Genomic DNA, 24115 nt, shown 5'->3' with positions numbered 1-24115 from the left:
ACGATGCCCGGCACGGCTTCGGCCCGGCCGGGCATCGCGCTCCACCGCGATGATCCCGGGGTCACGCGCGGCCGGTCCCGCGCGTGCCCCCGGGATCATCGCCGCGGTTCACGAATCCGGCCTCGCGTAGCTGCTCAGGTCCACCGAGCGGGACAGGCCCAGGCCGTACGCGCTCGCGCCGCGGCCGTACACCCCGATGTAGACGCCCGCGCTCTCGCCCGCGAGCACCCAGCCGTAGGCCGACTCCCGGTAGCGGAACCGCGAGGGCACCCCGTCCACCGGGATGGCCAGGTCCGTCCACCCCGATCCGGTCAGATTGTCGGACAGGTCCCAGGCGATGTTGGTCTGCTGATCCAGCCACTCCGCGCGGGTCGTGCGATCCAACTGCCACGGCCAACTCTCCGCGAGCAACGCCACCCCTGCGAGTGACGCCGCGCTCGACTTCGAGGTGGCCTCCATCTGCCCCGTACCGTCCCCGGCCGGCCGCTTGGGCCGCTGCGGGACGGTCACCACGGACACGAACCGTCGGGGTGTCGGATCACCGGGCCGCCGGCTGGGCAGATCGCCGTGGCCGAGCGTGCCGTACTCGATCGCGCCTCGGCCCCTGCACACCGACGACAACCAACGCCGCCCGTTCCAGCCCTCGTCCAGGCCGTACCAGGGGAAGTCCGCGCCCAGGTATTCCGCCAGCAGGTCGGGCTTGCCGGCCTCGTCGGCGGGCAACGCCTCGCCCGCGTGGCTGATTGTGTCCATGCTCCGCCTCAGGTCCTCTCACGCGGCGCGACGGCGCCGCCGGCTGCCTCGGTATGCCATGTCCGGGGCCCACCTCTCCCGGCGACTTCCGGGTGGACCGTCCGTCCGATACATGTATCCGCCGAGTCACCGACCACACACCGCCCGTGTACTCCGGAAGCCATACTGCCCGAATGCGCGTGTGCCCCCGCACCGTGTCGGGCCGGGAAGGGGCGGGAATCGGCGACGGCGCGCGGCGTCGTTCGAACCCGCGTCGGGGCGACGGCGACCGAGGTGTGTCCCGGGCGTCGCGCCGGCGATCAGGTCGCGTCGGCGTCGTACGGCGGGCGCTCGCCGGGCTCGACCCGAGGGGCGGCGGTGTTCTTGTGCAGCGAGGGCGGGCTGTACGAGGTGTCCGGCACGTCCGGGTCGTACGGGCTGCCGCTCGCCAGGCCCTTGATGTCCTCGAAGTCCTTGCCGAGCGAGTCGCGCAGTTCCTTGATGCCCAGGTCGTCGCCGTCGCCCATCAGGTTCTTGCGGACGAAGGTCTTGGGGTTGAGGTCCTCGAGGTGCATGTCCTGGAACTCCGGACCGAGTTCCTTCTTCAGGTCCGCTCGGGCCCCGGAGGAGAACTCGCGGAACTTGCGAATGGTGCGGGCCACGTCGCCGATCATCTTCGGCAACTTCTCGGGACCGAAGATCACGATCGCGAGGATGACGAGCGCGACCATCTCGGGTGCACCGACGTCGAACACCTGGACTCCACGAGATTGCGCGAGGGGGTTCGGTCGGGCGACCGAACCCCCTCAGAGTAGTCGTCGGCCCCGGAAGCGGAAGGTGGCGGCCGGCATCGAACCCGGTGTTTGCGGCCTATCCCCCGAAGATGTGTTCGTCCGGACATCCGTACGTCATGTCCGGGTCATCCGGCTTCGAGGGTCATGTCGACCGTGCGCTCGGTCCCGTCCCGCTCGATGGTGAGCTTGACCACCGCACCGGGCGCCTTGGACCGGATCGCCACGATCAACTCGTTGGCGTCGTGCACCTTGCGGCCGTCGATCGCCTTGATCACGTCGCCCGGCTTGAGCCCGGCCCGCTCGGCCGGCCCGCCCGCCCGGATCGGCGGCGCGCCCTTGACGTCCTGCGGCGCGATCCGCGCACCGTCACCCTGGAACGCGACATCCAATGTGACGCCGATCACCGGGTGCGAGGCCTTGCCGGTGTCGATCAACTGCTGCGCGACCCGACGCGCCTGGTTGATCGGGATGGCGAAGCCGAGGCCGATGCTGCCCGCCTCCTGCTGGGCCCCGAACGGATTGCCCTGCCCGCCGCCGGCCGAGCGGATCGCCGAGTTGATCCCGATCACCGCGCCCGCCGCGTCGATCAGCGGACCACCCGAGTTGCCGGGGTTGATCGGCGCGTCGGTCTGCAACGCGCTGATGTAGGACACGTCGCTGCCCGAGGTGCCCGCGCTGACCGCGCGGTCCTTGGCACTGATGATCCCGGAGGTGACGGTTCCCTCCAGGTTGAACGGCGCGCCGATGGCGATCACCGGGTCGCCGACCTGGACGCCGTCGGAGTTGCCCAGCGGCAGCGGGTGCAGCCCCTGAACGCCGGACACCCGGATCACCGCGAGGTCGTAGCCGGTGTCCCGGCCGACCAGGGTCGCCGAGGTCTGCTGGCCGTCGTTGAAGGTCACGGTGATCGTGCCGCCGGACGCGCCCGCCTCGACCACGTGGTTGTTGGTCAGGATGTCGCCGGCCGTGTCCAGCACGAAACCGGTGCCGGTGGCCTCGCCGCGGCCGGTCTTGGTGTGGATGTACACCACCCCCGGCAGCGTGCGGCCCGCGAGTCCGGCGATGGTGTCCTTGCCCCGCGCGGGGCCGGTCGGGGGCGGGTCGCCGAGGCGGACCTTGGTGTCGTGGCGATCCGCGATCCAGGCGCCGATGCCGCCGCCGATCAGCCCGGCCACCAGCGCGAGGACCGCGGCCCACACGATCAGCCGGCGGCCGTAGCGCTTGCCGAGGTCCTCCGTGGGCCCGCCGGCACCGGTCATGTCCCCCGGCACCGAATAGCCGTACGGCACGGCCTGATAAGGCGTGTAGGCCGCCTGCGGGGCGTACGAGGGGTACGGCCCGTAGGGCCCATAGCCCGGATGTGCCGTGCCCGGGTGTGTCCCGTAGCCACCGGCCTGCCCCGGCCACGGCCGGGTCGGCGCCCCGGCGGGCGGTGGCGGCTGCGGGGGCGGCGCGAAGGGGTCGTAGGCCGGATCGTCCGCGCTCGGGATCTCGGCGGTGCCGTGTACGACCGGCACCTCGGCGGTGACCGCCTCCCGGACATCCGGGACGGGCGGCCCGAACGCGGCCGGCTCGGTGGTGGGATCGGCCGCCGGCTCGGCGACCGGCTCGGCCGGATCCGCCGGCGCGGAAGACCCGGCCGCGGCCGGGGCGCCGCCGGTCGCGGGCGGCTCGGCCGCGACCGGCGACGGGCGGGTCGGGAACGCGGCGGGCTCCGCGTCGGGGCCACGCTCGACCGAAGGCCCCGGCGGGGTCTCGGCCGGGACCTCGGGGGTCCGGTCGGCCTCGGCGGATCGATCCGGCGCGGGCTCCTCCCGCCGCCGCGAGGGCGGTGTCCCGGTCGGGAAGGCCGCCGGTTCGGCGTCGTGATCGGGTCCCGGTCCGGCCGGCGCGTCGTCACCTCGCGGCGGCTCCGCTCCCCCGCGGCCGTATACGTCGCTCATCGTGTGCCTTCCTACCGCTCCCGGTGTGCCGAACACCTGCTGCTTCCACGGCACGGCCACAGTCTTGCGCGTGCCGGTCGGTGTCGTCCCGGCGGCAGTGGATACCCGCCCCGCCGCGTCGCACGCGCGACCCGCCGAACGTACCGGCCCCACCCGGCCCGCGCCGCGGACCGGGCCTGCGGCGAATCGTTCCCGCTCGGCCCGGCCCGGCGCACGAACACGTGACGAACGCGTGTCCGGACAGGCTCCGGACACGCGTGACGCCCCGCCGGGCCGACGAGCCGGCCCGGCGCGGGCGAATTCAGCGCCGGGCGTCGACCGGCTGGATCGGGACCGTCAACTGCGTCCCGGCCAGCACCGGCGCGGGACGCCGCGACGCCGAGCCCGCGGGCAGGGCGGTCGTGGTGGCGGCCTGCTCCACGAGATAACGCTCCACGGCCGGGGCCGCGGGGCGTCCCTCGGTACCGCCGCTGGTCCCGCCCGGCACGAACGCGCTGCTGAGCGCGACGGCCATCATCGAGAACGCGCCCGCGGCGGCGAACGTCAACCGACGCCGACTCACCGGCGGGCGCACCCGCTCGGGCATGTTGCCGGGCCGACCGGCACGTGGACCGGTCGAGCGCGAGCGCGCACGTGCCGAGACCGCCGGTCGCCCGGCGGTCGGGAAGGTGAAGCGATCCCCCGACGCGGGCGGCGGAGGCGACGGTTGGTCGGGCTCGCCCATGGCCAGCAGCCGTGCCATCAGATCGTCCGACGGACCGGGCTGTCGCACCCTGCCGAGCAGTTGTTTCACCTGGCGCTGTTCCTCGGCCTCCACGCGACAGTCCGCGCATTCGGCGAGGTGCGCCAGCACCTTCTCCCGGGCCTCATGGCCCAGCTCACCGTCCACATAGGCGGCGAGTTTGTCCTCGAGGTGGCTCATGTCCCCACCTCGCATGCCCCACGTCGGGTCGCGGTGCGTCCCATCCGTGTCGCACTCACTACCCCCCTGCCCAAGCGGTCGCCGGGCTCACTGGTCACGGTCCCTCATCTCCGCACCGTGGTCCGGACCTCCGCAGCCGTCTCCTGGCCTGCCTTGTTCCGGGGAGCACGATGCCGCAGCGCCGCACGGAGCTGGGACCGGCCGCGGTGAATGCGGCTGCGCACGGTCCCGAGTTTCACTCCGAGCGTGGTGGCGATCTCCTCGTACGACAGGCCCTCGATGTCACACAGCACGACCGCGGCGCGGAACTCCGGGGCGAGGGCATCCAGCGCCTGCTGGACGTCCGCGTCCAGGTGGGCGTCGTCGTATGCCTGCGCGGGTGAGAGCTCACGACCGGCGAGGCGTTCGCCCGCGTCGTCGCCCAGACCCTCGAAGCGGATGCGCTGACGGCGCCGAACCATGTCGAGGAAAAGGTTCGTGGTGATGCGGTGCAGCCAACCCTCGAACGTGCCGGGCGTGTAGCTCGACAACGATCGGAACACTCGGACGAACACCTCTTGGGTGATGTCGTCCGCGTCGTGCGGGTTGCCGCTGAGGCGGTAGGCGAGCCGATAGACCCGAGCGGAGTGGGTTCGGACGATGTCCTCCCACGACGGCGGGACCCATTCGGCCTGGGCTGGGCTGCTGATTGCGTTTGCGGCTTCGGCCACGTGATCCGGCATCGGCGACGCGTCGCGGGTACAGGATTGTTCCCCGCGGTGGTCGACCACTGCCACACCTCCTCTTCCGAGTAGCGCAACCACCATAAGCGTCCTGCCTGTTAAGCCCGGATAAGGGCGCCGAGCCCACATCCGACCCACCTTCGGTGCCGCGAGACCACGAGCCTCGTGTTCACCTGTCTTCCGAGGGAGCCAACGAACCGCGCCCGGGCGCGGTTCCCCGATCCCGCACCGGTCGCTCGACGGATCTCGTCGCCGCCGCCCGCGCGCACTCGTGCGGCGCTCCCCGACCGGGCGGCCGAGCCCTCGGTAATACGCTTGCGCTCAGGTGGCCGCCTCGTCGGGACGCGTACGGGGGGCCGGGACAGAGGAGGAAGCCATTTCCGGCAATCGCCAGGCGAGCTGGGCGTTCGCGGAAGAGTACGTCGGCGAGGACGCCGTCCTCGCGGGCGCCCGCGCCCGCGCCCGGGAAGTCGGCGTGCTCCCGATAGGTCCCGGCGCCGGCGCCGCGCTGCGTTTCCTCGCGGCCGCGGTCGAGGCCAAGGCGGTCGCCGAGATCGGGACCGGGACCGGGGTCTCCGGGCTCTACCTGCTGCGCGGCATGCGCTCCGACGGCGTGCTCACCACGGTCGACGCCGACCCGGAGAACCAGCGCCTCGCCAAGGAGACCTTCACCGAGGCGGGCTTCCCCAGCGGACGCGCCCGCTTCATCCCCGGCCGCGCCCTGGAAGTGCTGCCCCGGCTCGCCGACGGCGGCTACGACCTGGTGTTCTGCGACGGCGACAAGCTGGAGTACCTGGACTACCTGGCCGAGGCGCTGCGGTTGCTGCGGCCCGGCGGCGTGGTGTGCTTCGACAACGCGCTCCTGCGCGACCGGGTGGCCGATCCGGCGCACCGGGACGCGGAGACCGCCGCGGTGCGCGACGTGCTGCGGGTGATCCGTGAGCACGAGTCGCTCGTGCCCGCCCTGCTCCCGGTCGGCGACGGCCTGCTGTGCGCGGCCCGTCGGAGTTGATCGACGCCGCCGGCGCATGCCGACGGCCCCGGTCCGGACATGAGTCTCCATGTCCGGACCGGGGCCGTCGCATCACGACTTTCGTCGAGGGCGTCGCCCCTGGGGGTCAGCCCACGGCGTTCTTCAGCGCCTCGCTCAGGGCACCGGCCTCATCGGCCGACAGCTCGACTACGAGCCGTCCACCGCCCTCAAGCGGAACGCGCATGACGATGCCCCGCCCTTCCTTGGTCACCTCGAGCGGGCCGTCGCCCGTCCGCGGCTTCATGGCCGCCATGCTCGTTCCCCTTCCTGCATATCGACGCACCGGTGCTCAAACCGGCCACCGGTCTTCGAGAGCATTGATCAGGGACCATTATCCCGCATCGAACGGTGGGGTGAGCAACATCGGGTCCCGTCGGCCTCTCGAACCACGTCCGTACGGCACTGAAATGAGATGGTCCGTCCCGGCTCCGCGCCGGCTCGATCCCGCCCCGGCAGTGAGCTGACGGTCCGTCAGGGCCGGGCGTGGGCACGGCACGGCGGTCCGGCATGCTGTGCACATCCCACCTGCGGAGATGGATCCGATGCGGAGGCAGGCCATGGCCGACAAGACCGACAATGTGCTCTACGAACTCGCCGACGGGGTCGCGACCGTCACGCTGAACCGCCCGGACGCGATGAACTCGCTCGACGAGCCGACCAAGATCGCTTTGCGCGACGCGGTGCTCCGCGCGGCCGAGGACCCCGCCGTCCGAGCCGTACTGCTGACCGGCAGCGGTCGGGCGTTTTGTGCCGGCCAGGACCTCAAGGCGCACATCCGGCAGTTGGAGACCGGCCCCGAGGCCACCTTCGCCACCGTGCGCGAGCACTACAACCCGTTGGTGACCGCGCTGGCGACGATGGCCAAGCCGGTGGTCGCGGCGGTCAACGGCGTCGCCGCGGGGGCCGGCGCGGCGATCGCGTGGGCGTGCGACTTCCGGATCATGGCGGACACGGCCGGGTTCAACACCGCGTTCGCCGGGGTCGCGCTGACCGCCGACTCCGGCGCTTCCTGGACGCTGCCGCGCCTGGTCGGTCAGGCCAGGGCGGTCGAGCTGCTGATGTTGCCGCGCACCGTCAAGGCCGCCGAGGCGCTCGAACTGGGCCTGGCCAACCGAGTGGTCCCGGCCGACGAGGTCGTCGGCGCGGCCCGCGAACTGGCCCGCCGGCTGGCCGACGGCCCGACCGTGGCGCTGGCCGCGCTCAAGGAGTCGGTGGCCTTCGGCGCGTCCCACTCGCTGGTGGACACGCTCGCCAAGGAGGACGAGCTGCAACTGCGCGCGGGTGGCTCCGAGGACCACCGGATCGCGGTCGCGGCCTTCGTGGCCAAGGAGAAGCCGACCTTCGTCGGCCGCTGACCCCGGTGCCGGCTGCGCGGACCGCCGCGCGGACCCTCGGGTCGCGCACGACGGTCCGCGGTGTCGACGCGCGGACCGCACTCGACGCCGCGGCCGGCCGCGTTCAGCGGGACACGCAGCCCTCGAGGTGGTCGTTGACCAGCCCACAGGCCTGCATCAGCGCGTAGGCGGTGGTCGGGCCGACGAACCGGAAACCCTTGCGCTTGAGCTCCTTCGCCAGCGCGGTGGACTCGTCGGTGACCGCCGGTACGTCCGACAGGGCCGCGGGAGCCTTCCGGCGTCCGGAAGGTGCGAACGACCATACGAGCGCGTCCAGACCGCCTTGGAGGGCCTGCGCGGCGTGCGCGTTGGCGATCGCCGCGTCGATCTTGGCCCGATTGCGGATGATCCCCTCGTCGGCGAGCAGCCGAGCCCGATCCGCGTCGTCGAACCGCGCCACCCGGGCGATCGAGAAGTCCGCGAAAGCGGCCCGAAAGCCCGCCCGCCGACGCAGGATGGTCAGCCAGGACAGCCCGGACTGGAACGCCTCCAGGCACAACCGCTCGTACAGCCGGTCCTCGCCGTGCACCGGGACGCCCCACTCGGTGTCGTGGTAGGCCCGGTAGTCCTCGGGGCCGGACGCGCCCCACGGGCAGCGGGGCAACCCGTCCGGTCCCGCGATCGGACCGCCGACGACGGTCACGGCTTCGGGTCGCCCTTCGGCTCGGCGGTCGACTCCGCGGTCGACTCCGCGGTCGACTCGGCGTCGCCGACCCGGTCGGCCGGAGCGTCCGCCGCAGCGCCCGGCTCGGTCGCCGCCTCGGCACTCGCCTCCGGGGTCTTCCCCGCGTCCGGCGTCTCGTCCCGCTTCGCGTCCGCGGTCTCGTCCCGCTGCTCGTTCGGACTCTCGTCCCGCGTCCCGTCCGCTTCGTCGACGGCCGCGGGCGCGGCCGGGGTCGGGGTCGACGTCGCGTCGGCGACGAGTTCGTCGGCCCGGTCCGGCTTCTCCAGGGACAGCGTGGTGCCCGACCCGCGCGGCGGCGGGGCGAGCCGGCCGGCGCCGACCGCGCTCGCGCCCGCGGTGGTCGCGCCCGGGACCGAGACGGTGAGCCCGGCCGGGGTGGTGCCGGTGATCTTGTACTCGAGCTCCAGGATGCGCGCGTCGCGTGCCGCGAGCTCGCCGGTGAGGCGGTCCAGGACCAGGTCGACCTCGCTCATCCGGTAGCCGCGGAAGACCACCGGGAACCGGATGTGGTCGACATCCGCGCTCGTGAGCGGGCGGTCGCCGGGCATCCGCAGCTCGGGCTGTTCGCGGTAGGCGTCGGGGAGGGAGCCACCCGCCCCGAGCACGACCGCGGCGATCACGAGGATCACCCCGGTCACCACGACAAGCTGGATCCAGAACACGGACGGCTCCCCTTCGACGGTGGTGCAGGTGCTGGCACGGGTGTCCGCTCCGGGCCGCTTCGGGAAGCCCCCGGGTCGTCGCACGGGACGATCGTGCCACGATCAGGGGGTCAGGTGGCACGTGCAGGGTGTGGGTAGCGGAGGTCGACGGGGTGACGACGCTGAGGCTGGGACGACGGGAGTTCGGCGGTGACGAGTTGGTGATCATGGCGATCGTCAACCGGACGCCGGACTCGTTTTTCGACAAGGGCGCGACGTTCGACGATCGACCCGCTCTGGACGCGGTCGAGCGCGCGGTCGCCGAGGGCGCGGGGATCGTGGACATCGGGGGTGTCAAGGCCGGTCCGGGGGCGGAGGTGGACGTCGCCGAGGAGATCCGCCGGACGGCGTCCTTCGTGGCCGAGGTCCGCCGCCGCCACCCCGACGTGGTGATCAGCGTCGACACCTGGCGACACGAGGTGGCCGAGGCGGTCTGCGAGGCGGGCGCGGACCTGATGAACGACGCGTGGGGCGGGGTGGACCCCAAGCTGGCCGAGGTGGCCGCGAAGTACGACGTGGGCATCGTGTGCACGCATGCCGGGCGGGCGCAGCCGCGCACCCGGCCGCACCGGATCGGCTACGTGGACGTGATGGAGGACATCCTGGACGTCACGGTCGGCCTGGCCGAGCGCGCCGCGCGGCTCGGGGTGCGCCGGGACGCGATCCTGATCGACCCCGGGCACGACTTCGGCAAGAACACCCGGCACTCGTTGGAGGCGACCCGCCGACTCGGCGAGATGGTCGACACCGGCTGGCCGGTGCTGGTCTCGCTGTCCAACAAGGACTTCGTCGGCGAGACGCTGGACAAGCCGGTGAACGAGCGCCTGCTCGGCACGCTGGCCACCACCGCGGTGAGCGCGTGGCTGGGCGCCCGGGTGTACCGCGCGCACCAGGTGGCGGAGACGCGGCAGGTGCTGGACATGGTGTCCTCGATCCACGGCATCCGGCAGCCCGCGGTGGCCCGGCGGGGACTGGCCTGACCCCCCGGGGGCCGCCCACGCGGCCCCCGGGGACGCGTACGGCGCCCGCGCCCACCGGGAAGGTGGGGGCGGGCGCCGACGTTGGGGGCGCCGATCGGGGGGTGCGGACCGCCGGGGCGGCGTCGCCGTCGAATCAGCAGCGCTTCCAGGGACCGGTGATCGCGTACATCGTGCCCGGGCTCTGCAGGTTCGCGAACAGCGTGCGGCCGTCCTCGGAGAAGGTCGGGCCGGTCAACTCGCTGCCGCCGGGGATGTCGTTGCGCGCGATCGGGTAGGTCTTGCCGTCCTCGGTCGCACCCAGCAGGTGCTGGACGCCCTCGCCGTCCTCGGCGATGATCACGCCGCCGTGCGGCGAGACGCTGATGTTGTCCGGACCGTCGTAGGGACCGTCCACGTCCGGCGTGGTGTTGACGCCGAAGCGCAGCTTCAGGGTCAGCCGGCCCCGACGCGGGTCGTAGAACCAGATCTGGCCGTCGTGCGGCGTGCCCGGGCTCTCCTTGCGGGCGAAGCTGGTGACGACGTACGCGCCACCGTCGCCCCACCAGATGCCCTCGATCTTGCGACCGCGGGTGATGTCGCTGTTCTGGAACTGCTTGCGGATGGACACCGTGCGCGCGTCGCGCTCGGGCACGGTCACCCAGTTGACCGCGTACGTGGTACCGATCTCGGTCGCGCGGGAGAGGTCGTCCACGTGCTTGCCGCTCGCGTCCACGCAGCGCATCGCCGCGAGGGTGCCCGCGTCGTCGGCCAGCTTGCGCAGCCGGCCGCGGCCGCCGTCCCAGTGGCGCGGGGGCTCCCAGCGGTAGAACAGCCCGTTCGGGTTGCCCGCGTCCTCGGTCAGGTACAGGTGACCGCGGCGCGGGTCGACCGCGACGGCCTCGTGCGCGAACCGGCCGAGCGCCTTGATCGGCTTCGGGTCGCGGTTGGCGCGGCGGTCGTAGGGGTCGACCTCGAACACGTAGCCGTGGTCCTTGGTCGCGCTGCCCTGACCGGCGAGCTGCTCGGTCTCCTCGCAGGTCAGCCAGGTGTCCCAGGGGGTCACCCCGCCCGCGCAGTTGGTCGCGGTGCCGGCCACGCCGACGTACTCGCGTATGCGCCTGCCGTAACGGTTCACCTCGACCACGGTGCAGCCGCCGGCGAGCCCCTCGTCGTAGGTCAGACCGGACAGGTGCGGAACCGGCAGCGGGGTGTCCTTGAGCGAACCGCCGAGCTCGTGGTTGTTGACCAGGACCGTGCCGCCGCCGCGCAGCTTGAACGCGCCGGTGCCGTCGTGGTTGCTCGGGGTGGCCTCGCCCGACTCCAGCTTGGTGACACCCGCCTCGGTGACGATCTGGTACGAGAAGCCCTTCGGAAGCGCCAGGCGCCCGGCGGGGTCGTTGATCAGCGCACCGTAGCCGGGCTGGGCCGGCGGCCGGCCGTGACCGCCGCGGGACGAGGCCGAGGCGTTGGGGGCGAGCAACATGCCGGTGCTGCCGATGAGGGCGACACCGGCACCGGTGGTGGCGGTGCGACCGAGGAAACCCCTACGGGACAGCGACATCTGGTTTCTCCAGTGACAGGCGGGAAAAATCGGGACGCCCCTACGCTTTCGCCCGTCGGTGTCCCCCAAGTGAACGCGACGGGGCGCCCGAATGCCCGTCAGGTGGCAATTGCTCCGCCACCGGCGCGGCGTTCGGCGGCGGCCTTGTCCGCGCGCGACTCGGCCTCGATCTTCGAGCACTCCAGATCCGCGTCCCGGATGATCCGCACCGCCTCGTCCACGTCGTCGGTGATCCGGATCAGGTCCAGGTCGGCCGGCGACGCCTTGCCCTGCGCGATCACCACGTCGCGCACCCAGTCGATCAGCCCGGTCCAGTAGTCGCGCCCGATCAGCACCACCGGGAAGTGCGTGACCTTGCCGGTCTGGACCAGGGTGAGCGCCTCGAACAACTCGTCCAGCGTGCCGATTCCGCCGGGCAGCACGATGAAGCCCTGCGCGTATTTGACGAACATCGTCTTGCGCGCGAAGAAGTACCGGAACGTGATGCCCCGGTCCACGTACGGGTTGAGCCCGGACTCGAACGGGAGCTTGATGCCCACGCCCACGGATTGGCCGCCGGCGTCCCGGGCGCCCTTGTTCGCGGCCTCCATCGCGCCGGGGCCACCGCCGGTGATCACCGCGTAGCCGGCCTCGGCCAGTGCCCGGCCGACCCGCTCGCCGATCCGGTACTCGGCCGAGCCCGGCTTGGTCCGGGCCGAGCCGAACACGCTGACCGCCCGGCCGAGATCGGCGAGCATGCCGAAGCCGTCGACGAACTCGGTCTGGATCCGCAGCACGCGCCACGCCTCGGTACCGAGGTGACCCATGCCGGGATGCTGTTCCTCCACCTCACTGGGCGAGGCGAACTCGGGTGGCTCCTCCGACGGAGCGAATCGCGCATCCATCCGGCCACCCTGTCACGCCGGAGCGGCGGTTGATCGGATTTACCCGGTAACCGCCCCGCGCGGGCGGCGAAGGCGCCGCGCGCCGACCGCTACCCGAGCCAGCGCAGCAACCGGCTCTCGCTGTCGCCGATCAGCGCGATCTCCACGTGTTCGTCCCGCTTGTGCGCGAGATTGGGGTCGCCGGGCCCGTAGTTGACCGCCGGGATGCCCAGCGCGGAGAAGCGTGCCACGTCGGTCCAGCCGAACTTGGCCCGCGGCGCGGTGCCGATCGCCGCCACGAACGCCGCCGCGGCCGGCCGGTCCAGTCCCGGAAGCGCTCCCTCCGCCGAGTCGGTGAGCACCACGTCGAAGCCGGCGAACACCTCGCGCACGTGCTCGAACGCCTCCTCGACGCTGCGATTGGGCGCGAACCGGAAGTTGACCGTGACCGTGCACGCGTCGGGGATGACGTTCCCCGCGACGCCGCCCTCGATCGCGACCGCGCTGAGCCCCTCGCGGTATTCGAGCCCGTCGATCACGACCCGGGCCGCCTCGTAGCCCTGCAACCGGGTCAGGATCGGCGCCGCGGCGTGGATCGCGTTGTCGCCCAGCCACGAGCGGGCCGAGTGCGCCCGGGTGCCCACCGTGGTGATCCGCACCCGCAACGTGCCCTGGCAGCCGCCCTCGACCGCGCCGCCGGTCGGCTCCATCAGCACCGCGAAGTCGGCCTCCAGCCACTTCGGATGGGTGTTCGCCAGCCGCAGCAGGCCGTTGCGGGCGGCGTCGACCTCCTCGCAGTCGTAGAACACGTAGGTGACGTCGCGATTGGGCTCGGGCAGGTGCGCGGCGAGCCGCAGTTGCACCGCGACGCCGCTCTTCATGTCCGAGGTGCCGCAGCCGTACATCAGCGGACCCTCGATCCGCGACGGCAGGTTGTCCGCGATCGGGACCGTGTCCAGGTGGCCCGCGATCAGGATCCGCTCGGCCCGACCGAGGTCGGTGCGCGCGACCACCGAGTCGCCGTCGCGGTACACGGTCAGATGTGGACAGGCGCGCAGCGCCTCCTCCACCGCGTCGGCGAGCACACGCTCGTCGCCGCTGACGGAGGGGATGTCGACGAGTTGCGCGGTAAGCGACGCCGCGTCCTGGGACAGATCAAGCCTCACGGTCATACCGGCAGCCTATCCCTGCCCCGGGACACGACAACTGACGATGTGTCAAGTGAATCGGGGTTCGTCGCTCAACCGTTCTTGAGCCGGTCCACGCCCGCCGCCACCCGCTCGTCGGTCGCGGTGAACGCGATCCGCACGTGCCGCTCGCCCAGCGAGCCGTAGAAGTCGCCGGGGGCGACCAGGATGCCACGCTCGGCGAACCACGCCACGGTCTCCCAGCAGTCCTCGTCGCGCGTGGCCCACAGGTACAGGCTCGCCTGGGAGTGCTCGATCCGGAAGCCGGCCGACTCCAGCGCGCCGCGCAGTGCCGTCCGCCGGGCCGCGTAGCGGGCGCGTTGCGCCGCGACGTGCTCGTCGTCGGCGAACGCAACGGTCATCGCCGCCTGCACCGGACCCGGCACGATGAGCCCGGAGTGCTTGCGCACCGCGAGCAGCTCGCGGACGACCGCGAGGTCGCCGGTGACGAAGCCCGCGCGGTAGCCGGCCAGGTTGCTGCGCTTGGACAGCGAGTGCACGGCGAGCAGCCCCTCGTGCGAGTCGCCGCACACGTCCGGGTGCAGCACCGACACCGCCTGGGCGTCCCAGCACAGCTCGATGTAGCACTCGTCGGAGACCACCAGGATCTCGTGCGCGCGGGCCCACTCGACGATGCGGCGCAGCTCGTCGGCCGAACGCACCGCGCCGTGCGGGTTGCCCGGCGAGTTGAGCCAGATCATCCGCACGCCCGCCGGGTCCGGCAGCGTGCCGTCCACGACCGCGAGCGGCGTGGCGCCGGCCAGGCGCGCGCCCACGTCATAGGTGGGGTAGGCCAGCGCCGGGTGCGCGACCGTGTCGCCCGGGCCGAGCCCGAGCTGGGCCGGCAGCGCCGCGACGAGTTCCTTGGTGCCGATCACCGGCAACACCGCGTCCGGGTTCGCGCCGGTGACACCGAGCCGGCGGCGCAGCCACGCCGCGATCGACTCGCGCAGTTCGGGCTTCCCGAACACGGTCGGATACCCGGGCGAGTCGGCGGCCGCGCGCAGCGCGGCGCGGATCGGCTCCGGGGTGGGGTCCACGGGCGTGCCCACCGAGAGGTCGACCACGCCGTCGGGGTGGGCGCGCGCCCGCCGGCCGAACGGTTCGAGGCGGTCCCAGGGGAAGACGGGGAGCAGGTCGGTGACACGACGCGCCTGCCGACCCCGCGCGGCGGCGGGGTCGGCGGGTGCTTCGGCACCGTTGTGCGAAGCGGTCACGTCGGCGCTACTCGCCGGTCGCCTGCGGCGGCAGCGCGGCGATCAGCGGGTGGTCCTTGGCGATCAGACCCATCTTCGACGCGCCACCCGGGGAACCGAGGTCGTCGAAGAACTCCACGTTCGCCTTGTAGTAGTCCTTCCACTGCTCCGGGGTGTCGTCCTCGTAGAAGATTGCCTCGACCGGGCAGACGGGCTCGCAGGCTCCACAGTCGACGCACTCGTCGGGGTGGATGTACAGCGCACGCTCACCCTCGTAGATGCAGTCGACGGGGCACTCCTCGATGCATGCCTTGTCCTTCAGGTCGACGCAGGGCTGCGCGATGACGTAGGTCACGTCGGGTTCCTCCTCATGCGGGCGGTACAGGGTGCGCGGGAGCGCGGCAACGTCGGTGCCCGCAACTAGTATCGCGGTGGGCCGGGGCCTACTCCTAGCAGGTGGCCCTTACCTGTGGGCCGGGAACATGTCAGCAGACGTGGGCGGACGAGGTCAGCCCGGATCGGGGAAGCCGGACAGGTGAAGAGGATCACACCACGGGATGTGGGCAGACGCGTGTCGGTGCGCCGCGAGCTGCCGCCGGAGGACTCCGGAGCGACCTACACAGACGTCGTGGGCGACCTCGTGGACTGGCGCGACGGTGTGCTGACAATCACCCGCAGGGACGGCAGTATCGCCCGGGTGGCCGAAGCGAGCATCGTGGCCGCCAAGGTGGTCCCGCCGCCGGTCCGACGCCTGACCCCGGCCCGGTTGCAGGACGTGGCCAGCCGGTCCTGGCCCGCGCCGGAGATCGCCACCTACGGCGAGTGGTTGTTGCGCGCGGCCGAGGGATTCACCCGGCGGGCGAACTCGGTGCTGGTCCTGGGCGAGCCGGGCGTGCCGTTCGCGGAGGCACTCGATCGAGTGAATGCCTGGTACGCCGAGCGCAGGCTGCCGACACTGTTCCAGGTCGCGCACGACGACCCGTTCGACCGCTTCCTGGACGCGGCCGACTGGCCCGCGGAGGGCGACGCGCTGATGCGCACGGGGCGACTGGTGCGCGCGGCGGACGTACTGCGCGACGTGGACGCGAGCGCGGTTCGGGTGGAGAGCACCCTCACCGACGCGTGGCTCTCGCTCTACCACCACGTCGCGGGCCCGGGCGGCGGCGCCGAGCGACACGTGCTGCAGGGACCGCCGGGCACCCTGTTCGCGACCGTTTCGGATCCGGCCTCCGCCGAGCCGATCGCGATCGGACGCGTGTGCGTGCTCGGTCGGTACGCGGGCTTCGCCGCCCTGGAGGTGGACCCGGCCCACCGCCGTCGGGGCCACGCCCGGGCGATCGTGCGGGCGCTGACCGACCGGGCGCTGGCGAGCGGCGCGGTCACCGGCTGGCTCCAGGTGGAATCGGACAACCGGCCCGCGCGCGAGCTCTACGACGCGCTCGGCTTCACCGACCACCACGGCTACCACTACCGCCGGTCGCCGGTCGAGCGCCCGTGAGCGCTCCCGGCAACCCCCGCGACCGGTTCGCCTCGGTGGTCCGGGCAGACGAGGTGAATCTGGCCGAGGCCGCGCTGCTGATGGGCGTCGAGGTCGACCCGGCCTTCGACCCCGCGGTGGGGATCGCCGAGCTGGATCGGCTCGCGGCCGCGGTGCGGGCCGAGGCGGGATCCGAGTACGACCCGCCGCGGGCCGCCGCGGCGCTGGCCTCGGTGCTCGGCGGGCGGGCCCGCTTCTTCGGGCAGCAGTCCGACTACGCCGACCTGCGCTCGTCGCTGCTGCACGAGGTGCTGCGCCGCCGGCGCGGACTGCCGATCCTGCTGTCGGTGGTGTGGATCGAGGTGGGCCGACGGGCCGGGCTGCCGGTGTACGGCGTCGCGTTGCCGGGACATTTCGTGGTCGGGATCGGGGATCCGGACGGCGCGTTCGAGCTGGCCGACCCGTTCCACGGCGGGGTGCCGCTGTCGGTGTCCCGAGCCCGGCGCCTGGCCGCGGAGGCGGGCGGCCAGGCGGGCGATCCGACGCTGCTGCAACCGGCCAGGCCGACCACGATCCTGCTCCGCGTCCTGAACAACATCCGGGCCTGGGCCGCCCAGCCCGAGCGCGGCATCGAGGGTGCCTGGACCCGGCTGTGGGCGGTCGAGCTGTCCCTGCTGCTGCCGCGTCATCCGGCGGCGCTGCGGCACGAGCGCGGCTCGCTGCTCGCGCGGACCGGCCAGTTCGCGGCCGGCGCCCGACAGCTGCAGGAGTACGCGGAGCTGGTCGAACGCATCGACCCGAAGGTCGCCGAGAGCGTGCTGGCCGAGGCCAAAGCCGCCCGAGCCCGACTGAACTGAGGCCTCGAAACCGGCGGCGTGGCGCGGCTCAGCCGCCGCCGAAGACACGCAGGAACGCGTCGGCGTCCTGGGCGATCCCGCTGCACGTGGGGTCGGCGCCGGTCGCGTCCGCGGCGTCCTCGGGGCACGGCTTGTCGCGCGCGGCGGACCACCACGCGACCCGTCCCAGATGCACGGACCGGGCGAACTCGGTGAAGGTGCGGGCGTCCTCCAGCGTGAACACCTCGCCGGCGACATCGTTGCGGCCGATCATCACCGTCACGGACACCCGCCGCCAGGCCTGCTCCTCGGACAGGTTCGGCCACACCTCGCGGATCTGCCCCTGCACGGCGTGCGCGGCATCGCTCGCGAACCGGCCCATCCGGCCCTCCGGTCGAGGCGCCACCGCCGCGCCGTAATTGAGCGCCTTGGCGTTGACGTAGGAGACCTCGACCCGCTGCGCGGCGGCGTCCCGCAGCAGCGCCTTGGCCTCCTCGCCCAGGCCCTGGAGCGGGTCCACCGGCAGCGAGTACCCGACGTCCACGCTCTGTCCGTTCGCGCGGGCGCCCTCCTGGAGCAGGCGCAGTGCCGCGTTGCGCCGCTGCACCACGTCGGGGCGCACCAGCGAGCGGCCCTCGATGTCCAGGTCCATGCCGCTCGCCCCGGTCGCGGCCAGCACCTGCCGGTAGGCGGCGACCAGTTCCTCGGGCGTGCCGCAGGACGCGGCGAGGTCGGTGCCGCCGGCGCCGCCGAACGCGACCCGGATCGACCCGCCCGCGTCGCGCAGCGCGGCGATCCGGCCGGTGGTCGCCGGATCATCGAGTCGGGTCACCCCGCCCCACATCGGCCGGCAGCCGCCGCCGTCCACGACGTAGGCCAGCGTGCGCTCGCGCACCGTGCCGGCCGCTCCCGCCTGAGTGGGGTCGAGCGGGCCCGGGAGCGTCATGTCCAGGTAGGGCGCGAGGTGTTCGACCGTGCCCGAGCGCGGGGTCGCGCCGCCGGCGGGTCCGCTCGCGGGTGGCGGTGTCGAGCCGGCCGGCGAGCCGCCGGCGCGTGCGGTGCCGGTCGCGGTGGGGGCGGCCGAGGCGGTGCGCCGGTCGGTGTCGAGCGGGCCGACCGGCGGAATCGAACCGGCCGGCGTCGACCGCTCGCCCGAGGCGGTCGGACCGGCCCCGGTGCACGGCTTGTCGTTGATCGTGCAGGCGATCGGCCCGTCGGGGCGGGCCGGTTCGCTCGCGGTCGGCACACCGGCGCCGTCCCGGCGGACCTCGAAGCCGACCACGATGCTCTCGCCCGGACGCAGTGCCTTGTTCCAATTCTCGTTGCGCACCGTGTACTTGCCGGTGGCGGGCTCCAGCCTGCCGTTCCACACGTTGGCGATCCGGGTGCCCGCCGGCAGGTCGAAGCGCAGGGTCCAGCCCTTGACCGTGTCGGAGCCGGAGTTGCGCAGGACGTACTGCCCGCTGTAGCCGGTGGGCCACGAGCCGGTGCGGACGTAATCGGCGCTGAGCGCGTGGTCGGGGGTCGAGGAATCCCCGGACAGGGCCACGATCAAAGCGGCGGGCAGTGCGGCGAGCGCGGCACTCGCCGCGAGCCAGCGGATCCGCTCCCGACGGGGACGACGGGAGCCCGGCTCGGGCCCGCTTGCCCGGTGCGACCCCATGCCCATTCCTCCGACATCCTCTCCGGCGGCACTCGGGCCGCCGGGCACGAGGACTCTACCGGCCTTCGGGCTCGCGTCCCATCGATCTTGTCCGCGTGATCCACGAGAAAGATCTTTCGTCTCACTCCATGAGATATGAGTATCGAATTCTGGATAGGAGTCATACATTGCAAGGCATGGATTGGGATGCCACAACGTACGACAGCAACTTCGGCTTCGTCTCGGCACATGGACGCCCCATGATCGATCTGCTCGCGCCCCGGCCGGACGAGTCGATCCTGGATCTGGGCTGTGGCACCGGCGACCTCGCCGTCGAGATCGCCGGAACGGGTGCGCGGGTGCACGGGATCGACGCCGACGCGCGGATGATCCGGACCGCACGGGCCAAGCACGCCGGGTCCGGGGTGAGCTTCGACGTCGCCGACGGCCACACCTTCACGTCGGCCGAGCCGGTCGACAAGGTCTTCTCCAACGCGGCGCTGCACTGGATGACCCGGCCCGACGAGGTGCTCGCCCGCGTACACGCCGCGCTGCGCCCGGGCGGCGTCTTCGTCGCCGAGCAGGGCGGCGGCCGCAACGTCGCCGCGCTGATCCGGGGCCTGCGCACGGCCGCCGCCGAACAGGGCCTGGGCGAACCGGTGTTGCCGTGGTACTTCCCGAGCCCGGCCGAGCACGCCGGTCGGCTGGAGCGGGCCGGCTTCGAGGTGCGCCTGATGCAGTACTTCGACCGTCCCACGGCACTGGCCCCCGGCGACACCGCGGCCGACTGGTGGCGGATGTTCGGGCCGAGCACCCTCGCGCACTTCCCCGAAGCCGCGCACGAGACGCTGTTGGCCCGCGTGGACGAGTTGGTGCGCGACCGCCGGTCGCGCGAGGGCACGTGGTACGCGGACTACGTCCGGCTGCGCTTCGTCGCGGTCGCGACCTGACCCGCCCGGCGGCTCACGGTCGGCCGCTCACAACCAGCCGTTCTCGTGCGCGATGCGGACCGCGTCCGCCCGATTGCGGGCGTGCGTCTTGCCGATACACGAGGACAGGTGATTGCGCACGGTGCCCTCGGACAGGTGCAACCGCGACGCGATCTCGGACACCGTCGAGCCGTCCGCCGCCGCGCGCAACACGTCGCGTTCGCGCTCGGTGAGCGGATCGGCGCCGACCGAGAGCGCGGTGGCCGCGAGCGTGGGGTCGATCACCCGCTCACCGCGCAGCACCCGCCGGATGGCGTCGGCCAATTGGGCCGCGGGCGCGTCCTTGACCAGGAACGCGTCCGCACCCAACTCCATCGCGCGACGCAGGTAGCCGGGCCGGCCGAACGTGGTCAACATGACGATCCGGCACCCGGGCAACGCCCGGCGCAGGTCGGCCGCGGCGGCCAGGCCGTCCTGACCGGGCATCTCGATGTCCAGCAGGGCCACGTCCACCGCGCTCGTCCGGACCGCCTCGACCACCTCGTCACCACGCGCGACCTGGGCGACGACGCGGATGTCCTCCTCCAGGCCCAGCAGCGCGGCGAGTGCCTCGCGCACCATGGCCTGGTCCTCGGCGAGCAGAACGTTGATCACCGGCCGAACGTTAGCGGTTCGCCCCGGGATCGATCTGCCCCTCCTCGTCCTTACCGGGAAGCACCGGGACCGAAGCGGTCAATCGGAACCCCTTGCCGCCCTCGGGGACACCCACACCGATGCTGCCGTCGGCCGCCGCGAACCGCTCGCGCAGCCCGGTCAGCCCGTTGCCCTCGCGACCCGCCGCACCCCGCCCGTCGTCGGTGACGTCCAGGCTCCACACCGGGCCCGTGCCCAGCGCCACCGTGCAGCGCCGTGCGCCGCTGTGCCGCATCGTGTTGGTCACCGCCTCGCGCAGCGCCCACGCGAGCACGGCCTCGGCCTCCGGGTCGGGGCACACCGGCCACTGCTCCGGGAGCTGGATCAGCTCGATGCCCACCGCCCGGGCGGCGATCCGGGCGCCCGCCAGCTCGACCGCGAAGGTCGGCCGCCGATATCCGCCGACCGCCTCGCGTACGTCCACCAGCGCCTGCCGGCTGACCCGCTCGATGTCCGCGACCTGTTCGGCCGCGCGCTCGACGTGCCCGGGCAGAAACCGGCCGGCCAGCTCGCTCTTGAGCGTGATCAGGGACAACGAGTGGCCCAGCACGTCGTGCAGGTCGCGCGCCATCCGCAGGCGTTCCTCGTTGGCCGAGAGCTGGGCCACGATCTCCCGGGCCTCGCGCAACTCGGCCAGCGTCTCCAGCAGTCGGCGCACGCCGATCATCAGGCCGCCGGTGAGCACCGTGACGAACGCGAGTACGAGCATGTCGTTGCCGGCCGCGTCCAGCAGCACACCGAGCACGAGCCCGCTCAGCACACAGCCCAGGATCGCCCACATCGACCGCGGGAACCGCAGCCCGGCGCCGACCGACACCGACACGTAGACCATCAGGCCCAACCACGCGTCGTCGAAGGTCAGGATCAGCGCGACCGCGGTCGCCCACAACACCAGGCAGGTCACCTGCTGGGCGCGATCGCTGTCCAGCGCCTTGCGCAGCGCGCCCTCCACCCGCCCGAACAGCCCGAACCAGCCGACCCCGCCGAACACCAGCGACACGTAGCAGACCACCACCACCAGCAGGCCGAACGCGCCCACCGCGAGCCGTACCGGCCCGTAGTCCCCGGTCGCCAGGTCGTGCACGACCGGGGTAAGGAAGAACAACCACAGCAGCGACCACGACATCCGGATCGCCCGCCCTCGCGCGCTGTCCTGCCGCGTCGGGTCCGACCAGTCCATGTCGTGCGCCCTCCGTACGAAGGATCCCGTCGTGCACGAGACCCCGTCCTGCGAGTGGTCCCGGATCAGGCCGCGACCTTCTGCTCGTCGCGACGGTAGCGCCACGCCGCCAGCGCGGTGAACGCGACCAGATAGCCGGCCAGCACCAGGACGTCCGACACCCGGGGGTGGTGTCCACCCAGCACCTCCCAGCCGAGTTGGCCCAATCGGTAGGTCGGCATCACGTGTCCGACGTCCTGCAGGAAGCGCGGGAACCCGGTCAGCGGGACCCACATCCCGCCGAGCACCGCCATGCCCAGATAGACCAGCATGAACATCGGCTGCGCCGAGTCGGGTGCGACCAGATAGCCCAACCCGATCCCCAGCACCGCGAACACGAACGAGCCGAACCACAGGGCGAGCACGATCACGCCCCACTGCCACGGGTCCAGCCGCACGCCGCGCAGGAAGCCGGTGAACAGCACCAGCACGATCGCGGGCAGGCCGACCACCGAGGCGGACACGAGCTTGGAGATCACGTATTGGCGCCCGGTCAGCGTGGTCAGCCGCAACTGCCGGGTCCACCCGCTCTGCCGTTCCGCCGCGATCCGCTGCACGCCCGCGCTGAGCGTCGCGCCGACCGCGCCGAACGAGGCCATCGACACCATGATGTAGGCGGAGACGTCGGTGCCGTCGACGTCACCGGATTGGCTGCCGAAGATCAGGTACATCGCGACCGGGTAGGCGAGCGTGAAGATCAGGTACCGGCGGTTGCGCAACATCCGCAGGATCTCCAGCCTCATCAGGGTCTTCATGACGCGATCTCCGTGCCTTCCGCCTCGTCCGCCTGTTGGGTGATCGCCAGGAACGCCTGCTCCAGGCCGAGTCCGGCCACTTCGAGTCCGCGCGGCCGAAGGCCCGCCGCGTAGATCGCGGCGACCGTCTCGTCCGCGTCGGCGCTGCGGATGCGCACCGTGCCGGCGCCCAGTTCGAGGTGCTCGACGCCGGGCAGCGCGCGCAGCGTGGGCTCGTACCGCTCGACCGGGGCGTCCAGGTCGAAGGCGATCCGGCGCAGTCCCGCGCGGGCCTTGATCTGCGCGGCGCTCGCGTCGGCGAGCAACCTGCCCCGGTGCAGCACGAGCACCCGGTCGGCGACGTTGTCCGCCTCTTCCAGGTAGTGCGTCGCGAACAGCACGGTGCGGCCCAGCTCGGCCTGCTCGCGCATGCTCACCCAGAACCGCTGCCGGCTGTCCACGTCCATCCCGGTGGTCGGCTCGTCCAGCACGATCAGGTCCACCTCGCCCGCGATGGCGACCGCGAACCGCACTCGCTGGGCCTGCCCGCCGGAGAGCTTGCCGACGTCCTTGCCGACCAGGTCCTCGATGCCCGCGCGGCGCAGCACCTCCGCCTGCGGCAACGGGCGCGGATGCAGGTCTCGGGCCAGCTCGACCATCTCGCCGACGGTCACGTCCGGCATCAGGCCGCCGGTCTGGAGCATCGCGCCGACCCGGCCGCGACGGATCGCCTCGCGCGGGTCGGCGCCGAACAGCGCGACGGTGCCCTCGGTGGGCCTGCTCAGGCCCAGCAGCAGGTCGAGCGTGGTCGACTTGCCCGCCCCATTGGGCCCCAGCAGCGCGACCGTCTCGCCCTGGCGCAGCTCCAGGTCGAGCCCGGCCACCGCGTGCAGGTCACCGAAGCGCTTGCGCACGCCGCTCAGCGCGACGGCCGGCGCGGTCGTCTGTTCCCCAGCCCTGATCTTCATGGCCTCAGCCTGGCCGAAGGCGTGGACACGACGAAGTGGGAAACCTCCTGATCGCGCCATGACAGATGTCATGGGCGCCTACGGTGGGCGGCATGGTGCGACTGACCGATTCCCAGACCGGCAAGTCCGAGACCGTGACCACCTCGATCGGCCGACGGGTGCGCGTGGCGTATCCGAGCCGCTCGCTGCGCGCGGCGATCCTCGCCGACACCTTCCGTCGGGTCGCGGGCCGACACCGGCTGACCGTGACGATCCATCAACTGCCGTACCGCGCCCGAATCGCGGACGCGGCCGGCTACGGGCGGTACAACATGCCGGTGCCCACCACCGGGCAACCGGACGGCGCGATCGACCTGTACATCGGGGAGAACGGCGATCAGGGCCCGCGGGCCCGGGTGCACGTGCTGCATCCGTCGGCGGTGGTCGAGGCGGCGAATCGGCACCCCGTCCCGCACCCCGGGGACCCGCTCGCGCTGCGCCTGCTCCTGCTCACGCTGGCCGCGGACCAGCCCCTGCGGGCGGACGCGAAGGGCTATCACGGCGTGGTCGAGGCCGAGCGCACACTCGCCGAGTTGCGGGCCCGGACGGCGGAGTTCGCCGAGTCCCCGTCCCAGGCGATGCCGGCCGAGGCGATCGGGTCGATCCACGCCGCGCTCGACGACGACCTGGACACCCGCACCGCGCTACGGCTCCTGATCGAGCTGTCCCGCGACCAGGGGTTCGCGCCGGGCGCCCGGTTCGAGGCACTGGCACACGTGGACCGCTTCCTGGCCCTGGACCTGTCCCGAGACGTGGGTCGCCCCAGGGACTGAACGGGCCCGGGACCAAGGCCCCCAAGGCCCGGGTCCAAGGCCGGGGACCGAGCCCGCGCGGGGTCTGATCCACCTCGGGAGCGACCCCACCCGGCGACGAGACCGCCCCGGAG

Annotated in this window: 25 protein-coding genes; 7 read left to right on the top strand and 18 right to left on the bottom strand. The window is 72.6% G+C overall.

What is annotated here, in order from left to right:
• Nucleotides 1–108: 108 nt before the first annotated feature.
• The 5 genes from ACIRL2_RS21335 to sigE form a co-directional block, all read right to left on the bottom strand.
• The gene (locus tag ACIRL2_RS21335) at nucleotides 109–753 is read right to left on the bottom strand and encodes a hypothetical protein (RefSeq protein WP_395870526.1); all 645 of its coding nucleotides are present in this window, start codon (nucleotides 751–753) and stop codon (nucleotides 109–111) included.
• A gap of 299 nt (nucleotides 754–1052) precedes the next feature.
• Nucleotides 1053–1487 (bottom strand): sec-independent translocase, encoded by a 435-nt coding sequence (locus ACIRL2_RS21330; RefSeq protein ID WP_395870524.1) that lies wholly within the window; start codon nucleotides 1485–1487, stop codon nucleotides 1053–1055.
• A gap of 164 nt (nucleotides 1488–1651) precedes the next feature.
• Nucleotides 1652–3469: a trypsin-like peptidase domain-containing protein gene (locus ACIRL2_RS21325; protein WP_402233989.1), complete on the bottom strand. Its 1818-nt coding sequence runs from the start codon at nucleotides 3467–3469 to the stop codon at nucleotides 1652–1654.
• 301 nt (nucleotides 3470–3770) lie between these two features.
• On the bottom strand, nucleotides 3771–4391 hold the full coding sequence (locus ACIRL2_RS21320) for an anti-sigma factor family protein (RefSeq protein ID WP_395870520.1): 621 nt from the start codon (nucleotides 4389–4391) through the stop codon (nucleotides 3771–3773).
• A gap of 104 nt (nucleotides 4392–4495) precedes the next feature.
• Nucleotides 4496–5113, bottom strand: a complete 618-nt coding sequence (gene sigE, locus ACIRL2_RS21315; RefSeq protein ID WP_052174094.1) for an RNA polymerase sigma factor SigE — start codon at nucleotides 5111–5113, stop codon at nucleotides 4496–4498.
• A 325-nt stretch (nucleotides 5114–5438) separates the two neighbouring features.
• Here sigE and ACIRL2_RS21310 point away from each other — a divergent pair, with 325 nt between their 5' ends.
• On the top strand, nucleotides 5439–6125 hold the full coding sequence (locus ACIRL2_RS21310) for an O-methyltransferase (protein WP_395870518.1): 687 nt from the start codon (nucleotides 5439–5441) through the stop codon (nucleotides 6123–6125).
• Between the two features lie 106 nt (nucleotides 6126–6231).
• On the opposite strand, the gene ACIRL2_RS21305 is transcribed toward ACIRL2_RS21310, so the two are convergent.
• A complete protein-coding gene (locus tag ACIRL2_RS21305; RefSeq protein ID WP_078976897.1) occupies nucleotides 6232–6399 on the bottom strand; it encodes a DUF3117 domain-containing protein in 168 nt (55 codons plus the stop codon).
• A gap of 304 nt (nucleotides 6400–6703) precedes the next feature.
• On the opposite strand from ACIRL2_RS21305, the gene ACIRL2_RS21300 reads away from it, so the two are divergent.
• Nucleotides 6704–7501, top strand: coding sequence for an enoyl-CoA hydratase/isomerase family protein (locus ACIRL2_RS21300; RefSeq protein WP_395870516.1), 798 nt, complete (start codon nucleotides 6704–6706; stop codon nucleotides 7499–7501).
• Nucleotides 7502–7604: 103 nt separating this feature from the next.
• Here the strand turns inward: ACIRL2_RS21300 and ACIRL2_RS21295 are convergent, their stop codons facing one another.
• Nucleotides 7605–8183, bottom strand: coding sequence for a DNA-3-methyladenine glycosylase I (locus ACIRL2_RS21295; protein ID WP_395870514.1), 579 nt, complete (start codon nucleotides 8181–8183; stop codon nucleotides 7605–7607).
• Complete coding sequence (locus tag ACIRL2_RS21290; RefSeq protein ID WP_402233986.1) at nucleotides 8180–8887, bottom strand: DivIVA domain-containing protein; 708 nt, start codon at nucleotides 8885–8887, stop codon at nucleotides 8180–8182. The genes ACIRL2_RS21295 and ACIRL2_RS21290 overlap by 4 nt, the downstream gene beginning before the upstream one ends.
• A 206-nt stretch (nucleotides 8888–9093) precedes the next feature.
• Between ACIRL2_RS21290 and folP the strand changes: the two genes are divergently transcribed.
• Nucleotides 9094–9906, top strand: a complete 813-nt coding sequence (folP, locus tag ACIRL2_RS21285) for a dihydropteroate synthase (protein ID WP_402234074.1) — start codon at nucleotides 9094–9096, stop codon at nucleotides 9904–9906.
• Between the two features lie 133 nt (nucleotides 9907–10039).
• Here folP and ACIRL2_RS21280 read toward each other — a convergent pair whose 3' ends face one another.
• From ACIRL2_RS21280 to fdxA, 5 genes are all read right to left on the bottom strand, one after another.
• Nucleotides 10040–11446: an alkaline phosphatase PhoX gene (locus tag ACIRL2_RS21280; RefSeq protein WP_395870510.1), complete on the bottom strand. Its 1407-nt coding sequence runs from the start codon at nucleotides 11444–11446 to the stop codon at nucleotides 10040–10042.
• 98 nt (nucleotides 11447–11544) lie between these two features.
• Complete coding sequence (locus ACIRL2_RS21275; RefSeq protein WP_395870508.1) at nucleotides 11545–12330, bottom strand: TIGR00730 family Rossman fold protein; 786 nt, start codon at nucleotides 12328–12330, stop codon at nucleotides 11545–11547.
• A gap of 89 nt (nucleotides 12331–12419) precedes the next feature.
• Nucleotides 12420–13481, bottom strand: a complete 1062-nt coding sequence (gene dapE / locus ACIRL2_RS21270) for a succinyl-diaminopimelate desuccinylase (RefSeq protein WP_395870506.1) — start codon at nucleotides 13479–13481, stop codon at nucleotides 12420–12422.
• Between the two features lie 68 nt (nucleotides 13482–13549).
• Nucleotides 13550–14632: a succinyldiaminopimelate transaminase gene (dapC, locus tag ACIRL2_RS21265; protein ID WP_402234073.1), complete on the bottom strand. Its 1083-nt coding sequence runs from the start codon at nucleotides 14630–14632 to the stop codon at nucleotides 13550–13552.
• Nucleotides 14633–14720: 88 nt separating this feature from the next.
• Complete coding sequence (gene fdxA, locus ACIRL2_RS21260; RefSeq protein ID WP_020556628.1) at nucleotides 14721–15047, bottom strand: ferredoxin; 327 nt, start codon at nucleotides 15045–15047, stop codon at nucleotides 14721–14723.
• A 204-nt stretch (nucleotides 15048–15251) separates the two neighbouring features.
• On the opposite strand from fdxA, the gene ACIRL2_RS21255 reads away from it, so the two are divergent.
• Complete coding sequence (locus ACIRL2_RS21255) at nucleotides 15252–16190, top strand: GNAT family N-acetyltransferase (RefSeq protein ID WP_395870504.1); 939 nt, start codon at nucleotides 15252–15254, stop codon at nucleotides 16188–16190.
• The gene (locus ACIRL2_RS21250; protein ID WP_402233983.1) at nucleotides 16187–17026 is read left to right on the top strand and encodes a SirB1 family protein; all 840 of its coding nucleotides are present in this window, start codon (nucleotides 16187–16189) and stop codon (nucleotides 17024–17026) included. The genes ACIRL2_RS21255 and ACIRL2_RS21250 overlap by 4 nt, the downstream gene beginning before the upstream one ends.
• A gap of 28 nt (nucleotides 17027–17054) precedes the next feature.
• On the opposite strand, the gene ACIRL2_RS21245 is transcribed toward ACIRL2_RS21250, so the two are convergent.
• Entirely contained in the window at nucleotides 17055–18668 is a 1614-nt protein-coding gene (locus tag ACIRL2_RS21245) for a cellulose binding domain-containing protein (protein ID WP_402233981.1), read from the bottom strand.
• 176 nt (nucleotides 18669–18844) lie between these two features.
• On the opposite strand from ACIRL2_RS21245, the gene ACIRL2_RS21240 reads away from it, so the two are divergent.
• Complete coding sequence (locus ACIRL2_RS21240; RefSeq protein ID WP_402233979.1) at nucleotides 18845–19597, top strand: class I SAM-dependent methyltransferase; 753 nt, start codon at nucleotides 18845–18847, stop codon at nucleotides 19595–19597.
• Between the two features lie 27 nt (nucleotides 19598–19624).
• Here ACIRL2_RS21240 and ACIRL2_RS21235 read toward each other — a convergent pair whose 3' ends face one another.
• From ACIRL2_RS21235 to ACIRL2_RS21220, 4 genes are all read right to left on the bottom strand, one after another.
• Nucleotides 19625–20230 (bottom strand): response regulator, encoded by a 606-nt coding sequence (locus ACIRL2_RS21235; RefSeq protein WP_395870495.1) that lies wholly within the window; start codon nucleotides 20228–20230, stop codon nucleotides 19625–19627.
• A gap of 10 nt (nucleotides 20231–20240) precedes the next feature.
• Complete coding sequence (locus ACIRL2_RS21230; RefSeq protein WP_395870492.1) at nucleotides 20241–21449, bottom strand: sensor histidine kinase; 1209 nt, start codon at nucleotides 21447–21449, stop codon at nucleotides 20241–20243.
• Nucleotides 21450–21514: 65 nt separating this feature from the next.
• On the bottom strand, nucleotides 21515–22243 hold the full coding sequence (locus ACIRL2_RS21225) for an ABC transporter permease (RefSeq protein WP_395870491.1): 729 nt from the start codon (nucleotides 22241–22243) through the stop codon (nucleotides 21515–21517).
• Nucleotides 22240–23190, bottom strand: coding sequence for an ABC transporter ATP-binding protein (locus ACIRL2_RS21220; RefSeq protein WP_395870489.1), 951 nt, complete (start codon nucleotides 23188–23190; stop codon nucleotides 22240–22242). Before ACIRL2_RS21220 ends, ACIRL2_RS21225 begins: the two co-directional genes overlap by 4 nt.
• 92 nt (nucleotides 23191–23282) lie before the next feature.
• Between ACIRL2_RS21220 and ACIRL2_RS21215 the strand changes: the two genes are divergently transcribed.
• Nucleotides 23283–24002, top strand: a complete 720-nt coding sequence (locus ACIRL2_RS21215; protein WP_395870487.1) for a hypothetical protein — start codon at nucleotides 23283–23285, stop codon at nucleotides 24000–24002.
• Nucleotides 24003–24115 lie beyond the last annotated feature (113 nt).

Origin of the sequence: Embleya sp. NPDC127516 (genome assembly GCF_044765325.1) — a bacterium.
Taxonomy (GTDB): domain Bacteria; phylum Actinomycetota; class Actinomycetes; order Streptomycetales; family Streptomycetaceae; genus Embleya.
This window is presented reverse-complemented; position numbering and strand designations above follow the sequence as displayed.

Excerpts from the sequence above, each read along its gene's own strand:
- ACIRL2_RS21335 (WP_395870526.1), bottom strand. The coding sequence starts at position 753 with ATGGACACAATCAGCCACGCGGGCGAGGCGTTGCCCGCCGACGAGGCC.
- ACIRL2_RS21325 (WP_402233989.1), bottom strand. The coding sequence starts at position 3,469 with ATGAGCGACGTATACGGCCGCGGGGGAGCGGAGCCGCCGCGAGGTGAC.
- ACIRL2_RS21320 (WP_395870520.1), bottom strand. The coding sequence starts at position 4,391 with ATGAGCCACCTCGAGGACAAACTCGCCGCCTATGTGGACGGTGAGCTG.
- sigE (WP_052174094.1), bottom strand. The coding sequence starts at position 5,113 with ATGCCGGATCACGTGGCCGAAGCCGCAAACGCAATCAGCAGCCCAGCC.
- ACIRL2_RS21305 (WP_078976897.1), bottom strand. The coding sequence starts at position 6,399 with ATGGCGGCCATGAAGCCGCGGACGGGCGACGGCCCGCTCGAGGTGACC.
- ACIRL2_RS21300 (WP_395870516.1), top strand. The coding sequence starts at position 6,704 with ATGGCCGACAAGACCGACAATGTGCTCTACGAACTCGCCGACGGGGTC.
- folP (WP_402234074.1), top strand. The coding sequence starts at position 9,094 with ATGGCGATCGTCAACCGGACGCCGGACTCGTTTTTCGACAAGGGCGCG.
- ACIRL2_RS21280 (WP_395870510.1), bottom strand. The coding sequence starts at position 11,446 with ATGTCGCTGTCCCGTAGGGGTTTCCTCGGTCGCACCGCCACCACCGGT.
- ACIRL2_RS21275 (WP_395870508.1), bottom strand. The coding sequence starts at position 12,330 with ATGGATGCGCGATTCGCTCCGTCGGAGGAGCCACCCGAGTTCGCCTCG.
- dapE (WP_395870506.1), bottom strand. The coding sequence starts at position 13,481 with ATGACCGTGAGGCTTGATCTGTCCCAGGACGCGGCGTCGCTTACCGCG.
- ACIRL2_RS21245 (WP_402233981.1), bottom strand. The coding sequence starts at position 18,668 with ATGGGGTCGCACCGGGCAAGCGGGCCCGAGCCGGGCTCCCGTCGTCCC.
- ACIRL2_RS21240 (WP_402233979.1), top strand. The coding sequence starts at position 18,845 with ATGGATTGGGATGCCACAACGTACGACAGCAACTTCGGCTTCGTCTCG.
- ACIRL2_RS21230 (WP_395870492.1), bottom strand. The coding sequence starts at position 21,449 with ATGGACTGGTCGGACCCGACGCGGCAGGACAGCGCGCGAGGGCGGGCG.
- ACIRL2_RS21225 (WP_395870491.1), bottom strand. The coding sequence starts at position 22,243 with ATGAAGACCCTGATGAGGCTGGAGATCCTGCGGATGTTGCGCAACCGC.
- ACIRL2_RS21220 (WP_395870489.1), bottom strand. The coding sequence starts at position 23,190 with ATGAAGATCAGGGCTGGGGAACAGACGACCGCGCCGGCCGTCGCGCTG.
- ACIRL2_RS21215 (WP_395870487.1), top strand. The coding sequence starts at position 23,283 with ATGGTGCGACTGACCGATTCCCAGACCGGCAAGTCCGAGACCGTGACC.